Annotated in this window: 16 protein-coding genes; 8 read left to right on the forward strand and 8 right to left on the reverse strand. The window is 70.9% G+C overall.

Features of this window, described 5'->3' with window-relative positions:
• The first annotated feature begins 2 nt into the window (after positions 1-2).
• Positions 3-734 (forward strand): helix-turn-helix transcriptional regulator, encoded by a 732-nt coding sequence (locus ACH35V_RS34975; protein WP_395979147.1) that lies wholly within the window; start codon positions 3-5, stop codon positions 732-734.
• Positions 735-737: 3 nt separating this feature from the next.
• Here the strand turns inward: ACH35V_RS34975 and ACH35V_RS34980 are convergent, their stop codons facing one another.
• The 4 genes from ACH35V_RS34980 to ACH35V_RS34995 form a co-directional block, all read right to left on the reverse strand.
• Positions 738-1,706, reverse strand: coding sequence for a zinc-binding dehydrogenase (locus tag ACH35V_RS34980; RefSeq protein ID WP_395979148.1), 969 nt, complete (start codon positions 1,704-1,706; stop codon positions 738-740).
• A 109-nt stretch (positions 1,707-1,815) separates the two neighbouring features.
• A complete protein-coding gene (locus tag ACH35V_RS34985) occupies positions 1,816-2,598 on the reverse strand; it encodes an amino acid ABC transporter ATP-binding protein (RefSeq protein ID WP_395979149.1) in 783 nt (260 codons plus the stop codon).
• Positions 2,595-3,563: an amino acid ABC transporter permease gene (locus ACH35V_RS34990; protein WP_395979150.1), complete on the reverse strand. Its 969-nt coding sequence runs from the start codon at positions 3,561-3,563 to the stop codon at positions 2,595-2,597. Before ACH35V_RS34990 ends, ACH35V_RS34985 begins: the two co-directional genes overlap by 4 nt.
• 3 nt (positions 3,564-3,566) lie before the next feature.
• Positions 3,567-4,430 (reverse strand): ABC transporter substrate-binding protein, encoded by an 864-nt coding sequence (locus ACH35V_RS34995; protein WP_395979151.1) that lies wholly within the window; start codon positions 4,428-4,430, stop codon positions 3,567-3,569.
• Positions 4,431-4,832: 402 nt separating this feature from the next.
• On the opposite strand from ACH35V_RS34995, the gene ACH35V_RS35000 reads away from it, so the two are divergent.
• Positions 4,833-6,023 carry an NADP-dependent malic enzyme gene (locus ACH35V_RS35000; protein ID WP_395979152.1) on the forward strand — a complete coding sequence of 397 codons (1,191 nt, stop codon included), beginning with the start codon at positions 4,833-4,835 and terminating at the stop codon, positions 6,021-6,023.
• Between the two features lie 12 nt (positions 6,024-6,035).
• On the opposite strand, the gene sodX is transcribed toward ACH35V_RS35000, so the two are convergent.
• Entirely contained in the window at positions 6,036-6,509 is a 474-nt protein-coding gene (gene sodX, locus ACH35V_RS35005) for a nickel-type superoxide dismutase maturation protease (protein ID WP_395979153.1), read from the reverse strand.
• A 188-nt stretch (positions 6,510-6,697) separates the two neighbouring features.
• On the opposite strand from sodX, the gene sodN reads away from it, so the two are divergent.
• Positions 6,698-7,099, forward strand: coding sequence for a superoxide dismutase, Ni (gene sodN / locus ACH35V_RS35010; protein ID WP_395979154.1), 402 nt, complete (start codon positions 6,698-6,700; stop codon positions 7,097-7,099).
• 180 nt (positions 7,100-7,279) lie between these two features.
• Positions 7,280-7,606: a hypothetical protein gene (locus ACH35V_RS35015; protein WP_395979155.1), complete on the forward strand. Its 327-nt coding sequence runs from the start codon at positions 7,280-7,282 to the stop codon at positions 7,604-7,606.
• On the opposite strand, the gene ACH35V_RS35020 is transcribed toward ACH35V_RS35015, so the two are convergent.
• Positions 7,561-8,073 (reverse strand): GNAT family N-acetyltransferase, encoded by a 513-nt coding sequence (locus tag ACH35V_RS35020; protein WP_395979156.1) that lies wholly within the window; start codon positions 8,071-8,073, stop codon positions 7,561-7,563. The genes ACH35V_RS35015 and ACH35V_RS35020 overlap by 46 nt on opposite strands.
• A gap of 201 nt (positions 8,074-8,274) precedes the next feature.
• On the opposite strand from ACH35V_RS35020, the gene ACH35V_RS35025 reads away from it, so the two are divergent.
• Entirely contained in the window at positions 8,275-8,703 is a 429-nt protein-coding gene (locus ACH35V_RS35025) for an anti-sigma factor (protein WP_131963416.1), read from the forward strand.
• On the forward strand, positions 8,700-9,512 hold the full coding sequence (locus ACH35V_RS35030; RefSeq protein WP_395979157.1) for an RNA polymerase sigma factor SigF: 813 nt from the start codon (positions 8,700-8,702) through the stop codon (positions 9,510-9,512). Before ACH35V_RS35025 ends, ACH35V_RS35030 begins: the two co-directional genes overlap by 4 nt.
• Positions 9,513-9,534: 22 nt before the next feature.
• Here the strand turns inward: ACH35V_RS35030 and ACH35V_RS35035 are convergent, their stop codons facing one another.
• The gene (locus tag ACH35V_RS35035) at positions 9,535-10,047 is read right to left on the reverse strand and encodes a hypothetical protein (protein WP_395979158.1); all 513 of its coding nucleotides are present in this window, start codon (positions 10,045-10,047) and stop codon (positions 9,535-9,537) included.
• A 130-nt stretch (positions 10,048-10,177) separates the two neighbouring features.
• On the opposite strand from ACH35V_RS35035, the gene ACH35V_RS35040 reads away from it, so the two are divergent.
• Positions 10,178-11,110, forward strand: coding sequence for a diacylglycerol/lipid kinase family protein (locus ACH35V_RS35040; RefSeq protein ID WP_395979243.1), 933 nt, complete (start codon positions 10,178-10,180; stop codon positions 11,108-11,110).
• A 292-nt stretch (positions 11,111-11,402) separates the two neighbouring features.
• Positions 11,403-11,657 carry a WhiB family transcriptional regulator gene (locus ACH35V_RS35045; protein WP_131963414.1) on the forward strand — a complete coding sequence of 85 codons (255 nt, stop codon included), beginning with the start codon at positions 11,403-11,405 and terminating at the stop codon, positions 11,655-11,657.
• A gap of 44 nt (positions 11,658-11,701) precedes the next feature.
• Here ACH35V_RS35045 and ACH35V_RS35050 read toward each other — a convergent pair whose 3' ends face one another.
• Positions 11,702-13,360, reverse strand: a complete 1,659-nt coding sequence (locus ACH35V_RS35050) for a histidine kinase N-terminal domain-containing protein (protein WP_395979159.1) — start codon at positions 13,358-13,360, stop codon at positions 11,702-11,704.
• Positions 13,361-13,401: the final 41 nt, after the last annotated feature.

The following is a 13,401-nucleotide window of genomic DNA, read 5'->3' on the forward strand; positions in this document are numbered from 1 at the left end:
CTGTGAGCCCCGTTTTCGGCCACGGTCGCCTGCGGCTGTATCTGCTGAAGCTCCTTGAGGAGAGCCCGCGGCACGGCTACGAGGTGATCCGGCTCCTGCAGGACCGGTTCCTCGGGGTCTACTCGCCCTCACCCGGCACGATCTACCCGCGGCTCGCCCGGCTGGAGTCGGAGGGCCTCGTCACCCATGAGGTGGTCAAGGGCAAGAAGGTGTACTCGCTGACCGACAAGGGCCGCGAGGAGCTGGAGCGCCGCATGGACGAGCTGGCCGAGCTGGAGGAGGAGATCTCCGCGTCGGCGCAGGAGTTCGCCCGCGGCGTGCAGGAGGACGTCCGGCAGACCGTCCGGACGCTGCGCGAGGAGCTCACCCAGGCCGCCCGGACGATGCGCGACCAGGGCAAGACCACGTCCAAGGACGCCTGGAAGGAGTCCACCGGGCGCCAGAAGGACGAGTGGAAGCGCCAGAAGGAGTATTGGCGCGAGCAGAAGCAGGCGTGGAAGGAGGAGTGGCGGAAGAACTGGGAGGACGCCTGGAAGACGGCGACCGGCACCCGCGACGACGTCGCCCGCCTCAAGCTGGAGCGCCTGCTCCGCGGCTTCGTCGAGGACGTCCGCAAGGCCGCCAAGACGGCGCGGCTGGACGACGACGACCTCGCCGCCGCCCAGACCCTCCTCGACGAGGCCCGCGACCGCCTGAAGCAGGAGATCTTCCGCACGGACGAGCCGAAGTCCTGACCGTCAGGGCGTGAAGACGATCTTCCCGAAGAGGTCGCCCCCGGCCATCGCGGCGAACCCCTCGTGCGCCCGGCTCAGCGGCAGCGTCCGGTCGATCACCGGCCGGGTGCCCGTCTTGACCAGGAACCGCGCCAGCCGCTCCAGCTGGTCGCGCGTCCCCATCGTGGACCCGACCACCGACAGCTGCAGGAAGAACACCCGGTTCAGGTCCGCCGGCGGCACCGCCCCGCTGGTCGCGCCGGACACCACGATCCGGCCGCCGGGCCGCAGCGACTTCAGCGAATGCGACCACGTCGCCTGCCCGACGGTCTCGATGACGGCGTCGACCCGCTCCGGCAGCCGCGCGCCCGTCTCGACCGCCTCGTCCGCGCCGAGCTCCCGCGCCCGCTCGCGCTTCGCCTCGGTGCGGCTCGTCGCGTAGACGCGGTACCCGGCCGCCGACGCCAGCGCGATCGCCGCGGACGCGACGCCGCCGCCCGCCCCCTGCACCAGCACGGACGCGCCCGGCTGCAGGCCCGCCTTGTCGAACAGCATCCGGTACGCGGTGAGCCACGCCGTCGGCAGGCACGCCGCCTCCTCGAACGACAGCCCGGCCGGCTTCGGGACGAGGTTGCGGCGCGGCACCGCGACCTTCTCCGCCAGCGTCCCCGGGTGCGCCTCCGACAGCAGCGACCGCTTCGGGTCGAGGGTCTCGTCGCCGCCGCCCCGGCCCGGGTCGCCGATCACCGAGTGGACGATGACCTCGTTGCCGTCCTCGTCCAGCCCGGCCGCGTCGCAGCCGAGGATCATCGGGAGCCGGTCGGCGGGCAGCCCGACGCCCTTGAGCGACCACAGGTCGTGGTGGTTGAGCGCGGCGGCCTTCACCGTGACGGTCGTCCAGCCGTCCGGCACGTCGGGATCGGGCCGCTCCCCCGCGGTCAGCCCGTTCAGCGGATTGTCTGCGTCGATCTTCGTAGCCGTGACAGCGAACATGAACCGCACACTAACCGTCCGTCCCGGAACGAAACGGCCCGCCCCCCAGGGGACGGGCCGTTCGATGCGTACGACCGGGATCTCGATGCTTACAACCGGGACCGCCGCGTCAGAGGACTTTGGACAGGAAGTCCCTCGTGCGCTGGTGCTGCGGATTGGCCAGCACCTCCCGCGGCGTGCCCTTCTCGACGACGGCGCCCTCGTCCATGAAGACCAGCGAGTCGCCGACCTCCCGGGCGAACCCCATCTCGTGCGTCACCACGATCATGGTCATGCCGTCCAGCGCGAGCTGCTTCATGACCTCCAGCACGTCGCCGACCAGCTCGGGGTCCAGCGCGGAGGTGGGCTCGTCGAACAGCATCAGCGCCGGCTCCATGGCCAGCGCCCGCGCGATCGCGACCCGCTGCTGCTGACCGCCGGACAGCTGCGACGGGTAGCTCTGCGCCTTGTCGCCCAGCCCGACCCGGTCCAGCAGCGCGAGCGCCCGGTCGCGGACGTCCGCCTTCGGCAGCCGCTTCACCCGGTGCGGCGCCTCCATGATGTTCTCCAGCGCCGTCATGTGCGGGAACAGGTTGAACCGCTGGAACACCATGCCGATCTCGCGGCGCTGCGCGGCGACCTCGCGGTCGCGGAGCTCGTAGAGCTTGCCGCCCGACTCCCGGTAGCCGACCAGGTGGCCGTTCACCCACAGCCGCCCGGAGTCGATCTTCTCCAGGTGGTTGATGCAGCGCAGGAACGTCGACTTACCGGACCCGGACGGCCCGACGACGCACATCACCTCGCCGGACGTGACCTCCAGGTCGATGCCCTTCAGCACCTCCAGGCGGCCGAACGACTTGCGCACGGCCTCCGACTTCACCATCAGGTCCCCGGCGGCGTCCGGCACGCTCATGCTCCTCCTCCCCCGCTGCCGAAGCCGAGGGCGCGCAGCGCGGCCCCCTTCTCCCTGGAGACTCCCGCCCCGCGGGCGAAATGGCGCTCGATGAAGTACTGCCCCACCAGCAGGAAGCTGGTCAGGATCAGGTACCAGATGCAGGCCGCGACCAGCATCGGGAAGACGTTGAACGTCCGGCTGCCGACGGCCTGGAGCTGGAAGAACAGCTCGTTGGTGACCGGTACGTACGCCACCAGCGAGGTGTCCTTGAGCATCGCGATGGTCTCGTTGCCGGTCGGCGGGACGATGACGCGCATCGCCTGCGGCAGGATGATCCGGCGCAGGGTCAGCAGCCGGGACATGCCGAGTGCGCTCGCGGCCTCCTCCTGGCCGGGCTCGACCGACAGGATGCCGGCGCGCACGATCTCCGCCATGTAGGCGGCCTCCGACAGCGCCAGCGCCAGCAGGCCCGCCATGAAGCCGGTCAGCAGCGTGCGCGCGTCGAGGGTGAAGAGGGTGGCGTCGATGTCGACGCCCATCAGGTCGCCGAGCTGCCCCGCGAACGGCACGCCGCCGACGTGGTACTTGGCGTACAGGATGCCCATGTTGCCGAACAGGATCGCGAGGACGAGGCGGGGGACGGCCCGGAAGAACCAGGTGTAGAGCCAGGCGACGCCGCTGAGGACGGGGTTGTCCGACAGCCGCATCACGGCGAGGACGACCCCGGACAGGACGCCGATCAGCATGGCCAGCACGGTCAGCGCGATGGTCGTCCAGACGCCCCGGATGATGTTGGGGCGGAAGGCGTTGTCGACGAGGAACGACCACTGGAACTTGTCGTTCGTCACGAGCATGTGGGCGAACATCGCGGCGAGCACCGCGATGACCGCCACCGCCGCCCAGCGGCCGGGGTGCCGGACCGGCACGGCCTTGATCGCTTCAGGCCGCGCCGGGTCCGGCGTCTGTTTTGTGAGATCCGCCATCGGTTACGGGTTAACGGCCGAGTCGGTGATCGCCCCCGCCTGCACGTTCCACTTCTCCAGGATCTTCTTGTAGGTGCCGTCCGCCTGGAGGGCCTTGGTGGCGCCGGCGACGGCCTCGGCGAGCTGCGTCTGCTCCTTCTGCACGACGAAGCCGTACGGGGCCGCCTCGTAGATTTCGCCGAGCAGCTCGAGCTGGCCGTTGGTCTTCTTCACCGCGTAGGCGATGATCGGCGAGTCGGCGAGGCCGGCGTCGTCCTTGCCGGACACGATCGCCGCGGTCGCCTGGTCCTGGCCCTGGTACTGGTCGATGGTGATCGCGGGCTTCCCGGCGGCCGTGCACTCCTTCGACCGCTTCTGGACGTCCTCGACCTGGACGGTGGCCTTCTGCACGGCGATCTTCTTGCCGCAGGCGTTGTCGGGCTGGACGCCGGCGGGGTTGCCCTTCTTGGTCGCCCACTGGGTGCCGGCGTTGAAGTAGCTCACCATGCTGACGACCTTCTTGCGCTCGTCGTTGATGGTGAAGGAGGAGACGCCCGCCTCGTACTTGCCGGACTGGACGCCTGGGACGATGTCGTCGAACTTGCTGGAGACCCATTCGGTCTTCAGGCCGAGCTTGACCGCCACCGCGTCGAACAGCTCGCGGTCCCAGCCGATGACGGTCTTGCCGTCGGAGTCCAGGAACTCGTTCGGCGCGTACGTGGCGTCGGTGCCGATGAGGATCTTGCCGTCCGACTTGATCGCGTCGGGGACCATCCCCGCCAGCTTGGCGTCCGCGCCGCCCGAAGCTGTGATCTTGGGGCCCCCACCCGCGTCGTCTTCCTTCTCGCCGCATGCCGAAAGGGCGAGCGCGCCCGTCAGCACAAGCACGCCCGTCACGATCCCGTGACGGCGCAGAGAACCGGTGATCACTGGTCCCCCTTCAGATGGTTGCGTCGGATCCGCGTAGATCCGTAGGTCAGGTGCACATCTTGGCGTACAACCTCTCTGATCTGGATAAAGGGTGCGAAACAATCACGCAACGAGCGGGCCCCGGGACGGTACGTCAACGCCGACCTTCCCCACGGAACGCAACCGTACGGCTACATTTCGGCAACGCCCGCGTGACCGTCGCCACCATCCCCGCTCAATCAGGATTTGAGAGGGGGTATGGCACAATCGGACAACGGGTGACCCCCGTACGTCACACGATGGCCACCGCGTGACCGGCCACCACACCATCACCAACGCGGCGGCGTCCAAGAAAGCCAACTTTCACCGACAGGGGTCGCTGTGGCTGCTCAGCCCATTCCCACCGAACCTTCCTCGCTGGACGACGATCCGGCCTTCCCGCTGCACCGCGGCGGGAAACTGGAGATGCGCTCGACCATCCCGGTCCGCAACAAGGACGACCTTTCGCTGGCCTACACGCCCGGCGTCGCCCGCGTCTGCACCGCGATCGCCGACCACCCCGAACTCGCCTACGACTACACGTGGACGTCCAAGGTCGTCGCCGTGGTCACCGACGGCACCGCCGTGCTCGGGCTCGGCGACATCGGCCCGGCCGCGTCCATGCCGGTCATGGAGGGCAAGTCCCTGCTGTTCAAGGAGTTCGCCGGCGTCGACTCGGTGCCGATCGCGCTGAGCTGCACCGGCGTCGACGAGATCGTCGACACGGTGGTCCGGATGGCGCCGAGCTTCGGCGGCATCAACCTGGAGGACATCAGCGCGCCCCGCTGCTTCGAGATCGAGGACCGGCTCCGCGCCGCGCTCGACATCCCCGTCTTCCACGACGACCAGCACGGCACCGCGATCGTGGTGCTCGCCGCCCTGACCAACGCGGCCCGCCTGGTCGGCAGGCCCCTGTCGGACCTGCGCGCGGTGGTGGCCGGGGCGGGCGCGTCCGGCATCGCGGTCTCGCAGATCCTCATCGAGGCCGGCATCGGCGACATCGCCCTGTCCGACAGCAAGGGCCTCATCTACGAGGGACGGGACGGCCTGAACCCCGTCAAGGAGCGCATCGCCGCGATCACCAACCGGTCGCACCTCAAGGGCTCCACGGAGGAGGCGCTGCGCGGCGCCGACGTGTTCATCGGCCTGTCGGGCGGCACCGTCCACGAGTCGTGCGTCGCCACGATGTCGCCGGACGCGATCGTCTTCGCGCTCTCCAACCCGACCCCCGAGGTCCAGCCGGAGGTCGCCCGCCGGCACGCGAAGGTCGTCGCGACGGGCCGCAGCGACTTCCCGAACCAGATCAACAACGTCCTGGCGTTCCCCGGCATCTTCCGCGGCGCCCTGGACGTGCGGTCGCACTCCATCACCGAGGGCATGAAACTCGCCGCCGCGACCGCGCTGGCCGACATCGTCGGCGACGACCTCACGGCCGACTACGTCATCCCGGGCCCCTTCGACGACCGCGTCGCCCCGGCCGTCGCCGCCGCCGTCGCCGCCCAGGCCCGCCGCGAGGGCGTGGCGCGCATCTGACGCGGCCGGCGCTCACCTCCGACGGCCCGTGTTCCCCTTGCGGAACGCGGGCCGCAGGGACGCCGAGCCGCGCCGCAAGGACGCCAGACCACCGGGCCGCAGGGGTGCCGGGCGCGGCCAGTAGCGTGCGACGACGCGTCCGACGATGAGGGCGTCGGGGACGGGGCCGAAGTCCCAGCTGTCGCTGCGGCCGCGGGCGCGCTGGTTGTCGCTCTCCAGCCACCATCCGTCCGCCGCCCGGTGCCCGGCGCGCTTGACGATCAGCAGGTCCCGCCGGTCCGGGTGGCGGGCCACGACGACGTCCCCGGCCTCGGGACGGGCGCCCGCCCGGACGAGCAGCCAGTCCCCCGGCCGCAGCCCCGGCAGCATCGAGTCGCCCGTGACCTCGACGGCCCGCAGCCGCCGGCGGGCGGCGGCCAGCGCGAGCGCCGCCGCCCCCGCCGCCGCCGCCCCGGTCAGGCCCCACGACAGCGCGCGGATCCGCATGGTCCTCCTCGTCCGCCCGCATAGTTCGCGGGGCGGCGGTCAAGAACAGTCCAGGAAGGGGTTCCGGGCCGCGCCGCGATCCGGGTCCTAGGCCGAAATACCGAGCGCCCTGGCCGGACGGGCCCACGGGCACAAGAGTAATGTCAGGTGACCTGAGCATGATCCACAACGAGGGAAGGGAATCGCAGGTGTTGCTCAAGCTTCTGCGCCCGAAGACCACGGTGTCCGCCCACTGCGACCTGCCGTGCGGCGTCTACGACCCGGCGCAGGCCCGGATCGAGGCCGAGTCGGTCAAGGCGATCGCCGAGAAGTACGCGGCCAACGAGGACCCGGAGTTCCGCGCCCGGGCGATCCTGATCAAGGAGCAGCGTTCCCAGCTGGTCAAGGAGCACCTGTGGGTGCTGTGGACCGACTACTTCAAGCCTCCGCACTTCGAGAAGTACCCGCACCTGCACCAGCTGTTCAACGAGGCCACCAAGCTCGCCGGCGCCACGGGGACCAAGGGCAGCATGGACGCCAAGGCCGCGGACGAACTGCTCGCCAAGATCGACGAGATCGCCGAGATCTTCAAGGAGACCAAGCAGGGCTGACCGGCGTGAACGCTGAGGCCCGGTCCCGGTGGGGCCGGGCTTCAGTCGCGTCCGGGGGCGTCCCGGCGCGGTCCGCGCGGAGGTAAGGCGTTGCCCGGCGGGCGCGGGCAGGTCATCCTTCTCTCAAGGAAGAAGCCCGGCATGGCGGGCCGGCGGCGGACTGCGAACGCGGCGGTGCGTGTGAGCGACGAGATCGAATGCCCGGAGTGCGGCGGGACAGGCGAGCAGCGCCTGGGCCCGCTGCAGTTGATGTGCATGTTCTGCCACGGCCGCAAGGTCGTCGGCGGCGAGCGCGAGCCCGCGGACGACGGGCCGCGTCACCGGCTGTTCCCAGGGGAGGGCGGGGAGTACGACGCCCAGGCGCACGGCCCTCTTCCGCCCGTCTGGGACCACCCGGCGGTGCGGGGATCGGGCCTCTGCACGCATTGCCTAGGCGCCGGTGTGGTCGTGGCCGAGGGCAGCTACGCGGAGGCGCCGTGCCCGGTGTGCTCGGGGGGCGGGCGGTAGGACGCGGCGGCCTCGGTGAGGGCGTCGCCGGTGAGGCGGTAGACCGTCCACTCGTCCTGCGGGCGGGCGCCCATCGACTCGTAGAAGTCGATGGCCGGCTTGTTCCAGTCGAGGACGGACCATTCGACCCGGCCGTAGCCGCGCTCGTCCGCGATCCGGGCCAGCTCGGTGAGGAGCGCCTTGCCGTAGCCGTGGCCGCGGACGCCCGGGTCGACGAACAGGTCCTCCAGGTAGATCCCGTGCGTGCCGTTCCACGTCGAGTACGTCAGGAACCAGACGGCGAACCCGGCGACGCGGCCCTCGTGCTCGGCCACGTGCGCGAAGACCTTCGGGTCCGGGCCGAAGAGGCTCTCGCGGACCTGCTCCTCCGTGGCCTTCACCTCGTGCAGGGCGCGCTCGTACTCGGCGAGCTCGCGGATCAGCCGCAGGATGTCGGGGACGTCGTCGGGCGTGGCGAATCGGATCACCCGTGCAGGCTATTCGAGCGGGCGGGGCGGGCGGCCCGGCGGGCTCCGGACGTGACGCACGCCTCCCTCGGACGAGGTTTGGATCGCGTCCTTTCACGTCCCCGCGGACATTGGTGAGAAAGCCACGCGCGGCGAAGTCTCGCACAGGGGCTCGCAGGCGGTAGTTTCGGAAGCAGCGGGACCATCCTGCGAGGGAGTGACGTGACCGAGGAAACCGCTGCAATGCCGACCAGTACGAAGTTGTCCGTCCGCGACGTGGTGACGGTCAAGCTGCCCGCCGCGAGCGCCTACCTGTCCGTCCTGCGGACGGCGACCGCCGGGCTCGCGGCCAGGCTGGACTTCACGCTGGACGAGATAGAAGACCTGCGCATCGCCGTCGACGAGGCGTGCGCGATGCTGCTCGCCCAGGCCCTCCCGGGGACGGACCTGGTCTGCGAGTTCGAGCTGACCGGCGAGGCCATGCGCATCTCCGTGTCCGTGCTGACCGTGGACGGCGAGGTGCCGAGCCGCGACACCTTCGCCTGGACCGTCCTGTCGTCGCTGGCGGGCGAGGTCGACGCGCAGGTCGGGGCCGACGACCGGGTCACCGTGACGCTGCAGAAGCGCCGCGGTTCGGCGGGGGCCCCGTGACAGAGAAGACGACGATCGCCGGCGCGAGCAGCGAGCGGTCCGAGAGCGCGGTACCGGACCGCGCCCGCGCCCGCGGCCTGTTCGAGCGCCTCGCCGAGCTTCCCGACGGCGACCCCGAGCGCCAGCGCATCCGCGACCAGCTCGTGGAGCTGCACCTGCCGCTGGTGGAGTACCTCGCCCGCCGCTTCCGCAACCGCGGCGAGTGGCTGGACGACCTGATCCAGGTCGCCACGATCGGGCTGATCAAGTCGATCGACCGGTTCGACCTCGAGCGCGGCGTGGAGTTCTCCACCTACGCCACGCCCACCATCGTCGGCGAGATCAAACGGCACTTCCGCGACAAGGGCTGGGCGGTGCGCGTCCCGCGCCGGCTGCAGGAGCTGAAGCTGTCGCTGACCAAGGCGATCAGCGACCTCGCCCAGCGGGAGGGCCGCGCCCCGACCGTCAGCGAGCTGGCCGCGCACCTGCAGATGAGCGAGGAGGAGGTGCTGGAGGGCCTGGAGTCCGCCAACGCCTACTCCACCGTCTCCCTGGACGCGCCCGACTCCGGCGACGAGGACGCTCCCGCCGTGGCCGACTCCCTCGGCATGGTGGACGAGTCGCTGGAAGGCGTCGAGTACCGCGAGTCCCTGAAGCCGCTGCTGGAGAAGCTCCCCGCCCGCGAGAAGAAGATCCTGCTGCTGCGGTTCTTCGGCAACATGACCCAGTCGCAGATCGCCGCCGAGCTCGGCATCTCCCAGATGCACGTGTCCCGGCTGCTCGCCCGCACCCTCGCCCAACTCCGCGAGGGCCTCACCGCCGACGAGTAGCCGGTGTGGGGCTGGAGGACGGTCAATCCTTGGTGGGTTGTTCCTTCAGGCGGTCCTTGAGGCGCTGCCCCAGGGACCGCGGCTCGCTCGGGCCTTGCGGCGCGGGCTCGGCATCGTCGCCCGCGGCGCCATCGTCCTCCTGGACGTCGTCCTCGTCATGATCGGTGATCAGCCAGGCGGTGCTCGGCGGGCTGAGCACGGCGATCAGCGCGAGGACGCCCACCACCGCCATCGGGATCGCGATCTCCGGACGCTCGCTCTGCCACAGCGACCACGCGACCGGCAGCGCGAACAGCTGCGTCAGCACCGCGGGGGCGCGGCTCCACTGGTCGGCGCGCCACAGCCCGCGGGCGCACGCGAGCATGCCGAGCCCGCCGGCGAGCGCGAGGACGGTGACCCCGATCGCGCTGGCCGGGTCGACGGCGGCGCCGGCGGCCGTCTCCACGCCGGTGTACACGCCGAACCCGACGGCTGCGGCGCCCTCCACGGCCTCGAGGGCGGCGGCGGCCTGCACGGTGATGGGACGCTTGGACACAACCAGAGACCCTACTCGGCCCCGCCCGTGGATCATGCCCCCAGCCCGGTTCTCGGCGGCCTGGCGAAATGGTGGGGCAACACCGGGCGAACGCATCCGGAACGATCGATACCCTGACGCCGTGCGCGCCATGCTCATCGCCAACCCCAAGGCGACCTCCACCTCCCGGCGCGCCCGCGACATCCTGATGCGGGCGTTCACCGGCGATCTCGACCTGGTCCTCGCCGAGACCGGTCATCGCGGCCACGCCACCGAGCTGTCCCGGCAGGCGGCCGTGGACGGCTACGACGTCGTGATCACGCTCGGCGGCGACGGGACGGTGAACGAGGCCGTCAACGGGCTGCTCGCCCACGGCCCGTCCCCCGATCTCCCGGCGCTGGCGGTCCTCCCGACCGGCAGCACCAACGTCTTCGCCCGCACGCTCGGCCTGCCGGGCGACCCGATCGGCGCGACGAAGGCGGTCCTGGAAGCGCTGCGCGCGGGACGGCACCGCACGATCGGGCTCGGCACGGCGTCCCATCCGGGCGGCACGGAGCGCTACTTCACGTTCTGCGCGGGGGTCGGGCTGGACGCCGAGGTCGTCCGGGAGGTCGAGCGCAGGCGCGCTGCCGGGGCCACCGCCTACAACTCGCTGTACGTCCAGACGGCGCTCCGGCATTTCTTCTCCGGCACCGACAGGCGGCGTCCGGCCCTCACTTTGGAACAGCCGGGGCGTCCGCCGAAAACTGGACTGTTCCTTGCGTTCATCTCCAATACATCGCCTTGGACTTTCATGGGACGCCTCCCGGTGAATCCGAGTCCGAAGGCCAACTTCTCGCGCGGCCTGGACGTGTTCGGCATCCGTTCCCTGGACGTCGGCCCGACGCTCGGCGCGGTGGCGCAGATGCTCACCGCCCGTGCCCGTCCAGTGCAGGGACGGCACGTGGTGAACGTGCACGATGCGGCGGAGGTCACATTGCGCGCGGAGCGCCCGATGGCCTTTCAGCTGGACGGCGACTACCTTGGCGAACAGCGCAGCGTGACGTTCCGGTCGGTCCCGAAGGCAATCCGCATCGTCATTTGAGACCGTTCGGGGTGCCAGGTGAGAGCCAAGTAACACGCCCGACCCACGGATGTGACACATGCGACATCCATACTTTGAGAATCCTTTCTCAAAGGTCTTGCGTCTGCCCGCGCCCCCCTGACACGCTCAAAGTGCGCCAGCCGACAAGGGACCCCGACGACGCCGGTCTCCGTCTCGCAGCGCCGCCGAACATTCACCCCTGGACCTGGCCACCGCCACCTGGGTGTTTTCGACATGTGAAACCGTTCACAAGAGTGGAGTCTCTCCACCACCTGACGAAGGAGTGGACCGCATGGACTGGCGCCACCGCGCAGCCTGCCGTGACGTGGACCCCGAGCTGTTCTTCCCGATCGGCAACACCGGACCCGCGATCCTGCAGATCGAAGAGGCCAAGCAGGTGTGCCGCCGCTGCGACGTCACCGACGCCTGCCTGCGCTGGGCGCTGGAGTCCGGCCAGGACTCGGGCGTCTGGGGCGGCATGGGCGAAGACGAGCGCCGCGCCCTCAAACGCCGCGCCTCCCGCGCCCGCGCCCGCGCCGGTCTTTAGCCGGTCCCGTCCTCTCCTTCTCCGCCCATAGGCCTTAGACCGCGTCAGGTGCCCTGGGACGGTTGGCGGCGGGAGGACTGGGCGTCGCCTAGGGGGATGTCGACGACGACCTCGGTGCCGCCGCCCTCGCGGGGGCGGAAGTCGAGGTGGCCGCCCAGCTCTCCGACGATCAGCGTCCGGACGATCTGGAGACCCAGGCTGTTGCTGCTCTCCACGTCGAAGTCCCCGGGGAGGCCCACGCCGTCGTCGGCGACCACCGTGACGAGGCGGCGGCCCGTGCCCGGGCCCTCCTCCGGGACGACGCGCGCGTGCTCGTCCGCCCCCGGCCAGTCGCCCCAGACGGAGACGCCGCCCGGGTCGCGGGGCTCCTCGCCCTCGCCGTAGCGGTGCGCGACGACCTCCAGCGTCCCGAAGCGGTTGGTCAGGCCGTGCTCCAGGGCGTTCTGGAGCAGCTCGGTGAGCGCCATCGCCAGCGGCGTGGCGACCTCGGCGGGCAGGACGCCGAAACTGCCGCTCCGCTTCGGCGTGACCTTGGTCTCCGGCGTCGACACCTCCCCCGCCATCGTGATCACCCGGTCCGCGATGTCGTCGAAGTCGATCAGCTCGTCGGGGGTGTGCGACAGCGTCTCGTGCACGATCGCGATGGACCCGACGCGGCGGACGGCCTCGTCCAGCGCCGCCCGGCCCTCCGGGATCTGCAGCCGCCGCGCCTGGAGCCGCAGCAGAGCCGCGACCGTCTGCAGGTTGTTCTTCACCCGGTGGTGGATCTCCCGGATGGTGGCGTCCTTGGTCAGCAGCTCCCGGTCGCGCCAGCGCAGCTCGGTGACGTCCCGGCACAGGACGATCGCGGCGATCCGCGTCCCGGTGACGACCAGCGGGATCGTCCGCAGCTGCATGATCGACCCGTGCGACTCCACCTCCACCTCGCGGGGCGCCCGGCCGGACAGGACGACGCTCAGCGCCTCCTCCATCGGCTCCCCCGTGTCGCACAGGTCGGCGGTGATCTGCCCGAGCGACTCCCCGACCAGGTCGGCCGGGTAGCCGAGCCGCCGGTACGCCGACTGCGCGTTCGGGCTGGCGTAGGTGACCCGGCCGGTGCGGTCCAGCCGCATCAGCCCGTCGCCGACGCGGGGCGAGCGGACCATGTTCGGCTCCTCGCCCGGCGCCGGGAACGTCCCCTCGCAGATCATCGTCGCGAGGTCGCTGGCGCTCTGCAGGTAGGTCAGCTCAAGGCGGCTCGGCGTGCGGGCCGAGCTGAGGTTCGTGCTCCGCTGGATCACGCCGAGGACCTTCGCGCCGCGCCGCACCGGGATCGACTCCTCCCGGACGGGAATGCCGCTGCCCCACTCCGGGTCGCCCTCCCGGACGATCCGCTGCTCCCGCCACGCCACGTCGATCAGCCCGCGCCGTCCCGTCCGGACGACCTTGCCGACCAGGTCCTCCGGGTAGGCGGTCGGCCCGGTCGTCGGCCGCATCTGCGCGATCGCCACCCAGCCCGGGACGGCGGCGCCCGTGTCCGGCAGGGGCCGCCGGACGCGGTCGGCGGGCAGCGCGTCCGCCGACCTGAGCGGCACCCAGAGCAGCAGGTCCGCGAACGACAGGTCGGCGAGGAGCTGCCAGTCGGACACCAGCGCGTGCAGCCACTCCAGATCGTCCTCGGTCAGATCGCTGTGATCGCGGACGAGATCGGTCAAGGTAGGCACGCCACCATCATCGCCGATGGGCTTTGGTGCCCGGGCCCTTC

Origin of the sequence: Actinomadura sp. 1N219 (assembly GCF_044326405.1) — a bacterium.
GTDB lineage: Bacteria > Actinomycetota > Actinomycetes > Streptosporangiales > Streptosporangiaceae > Spirillospora.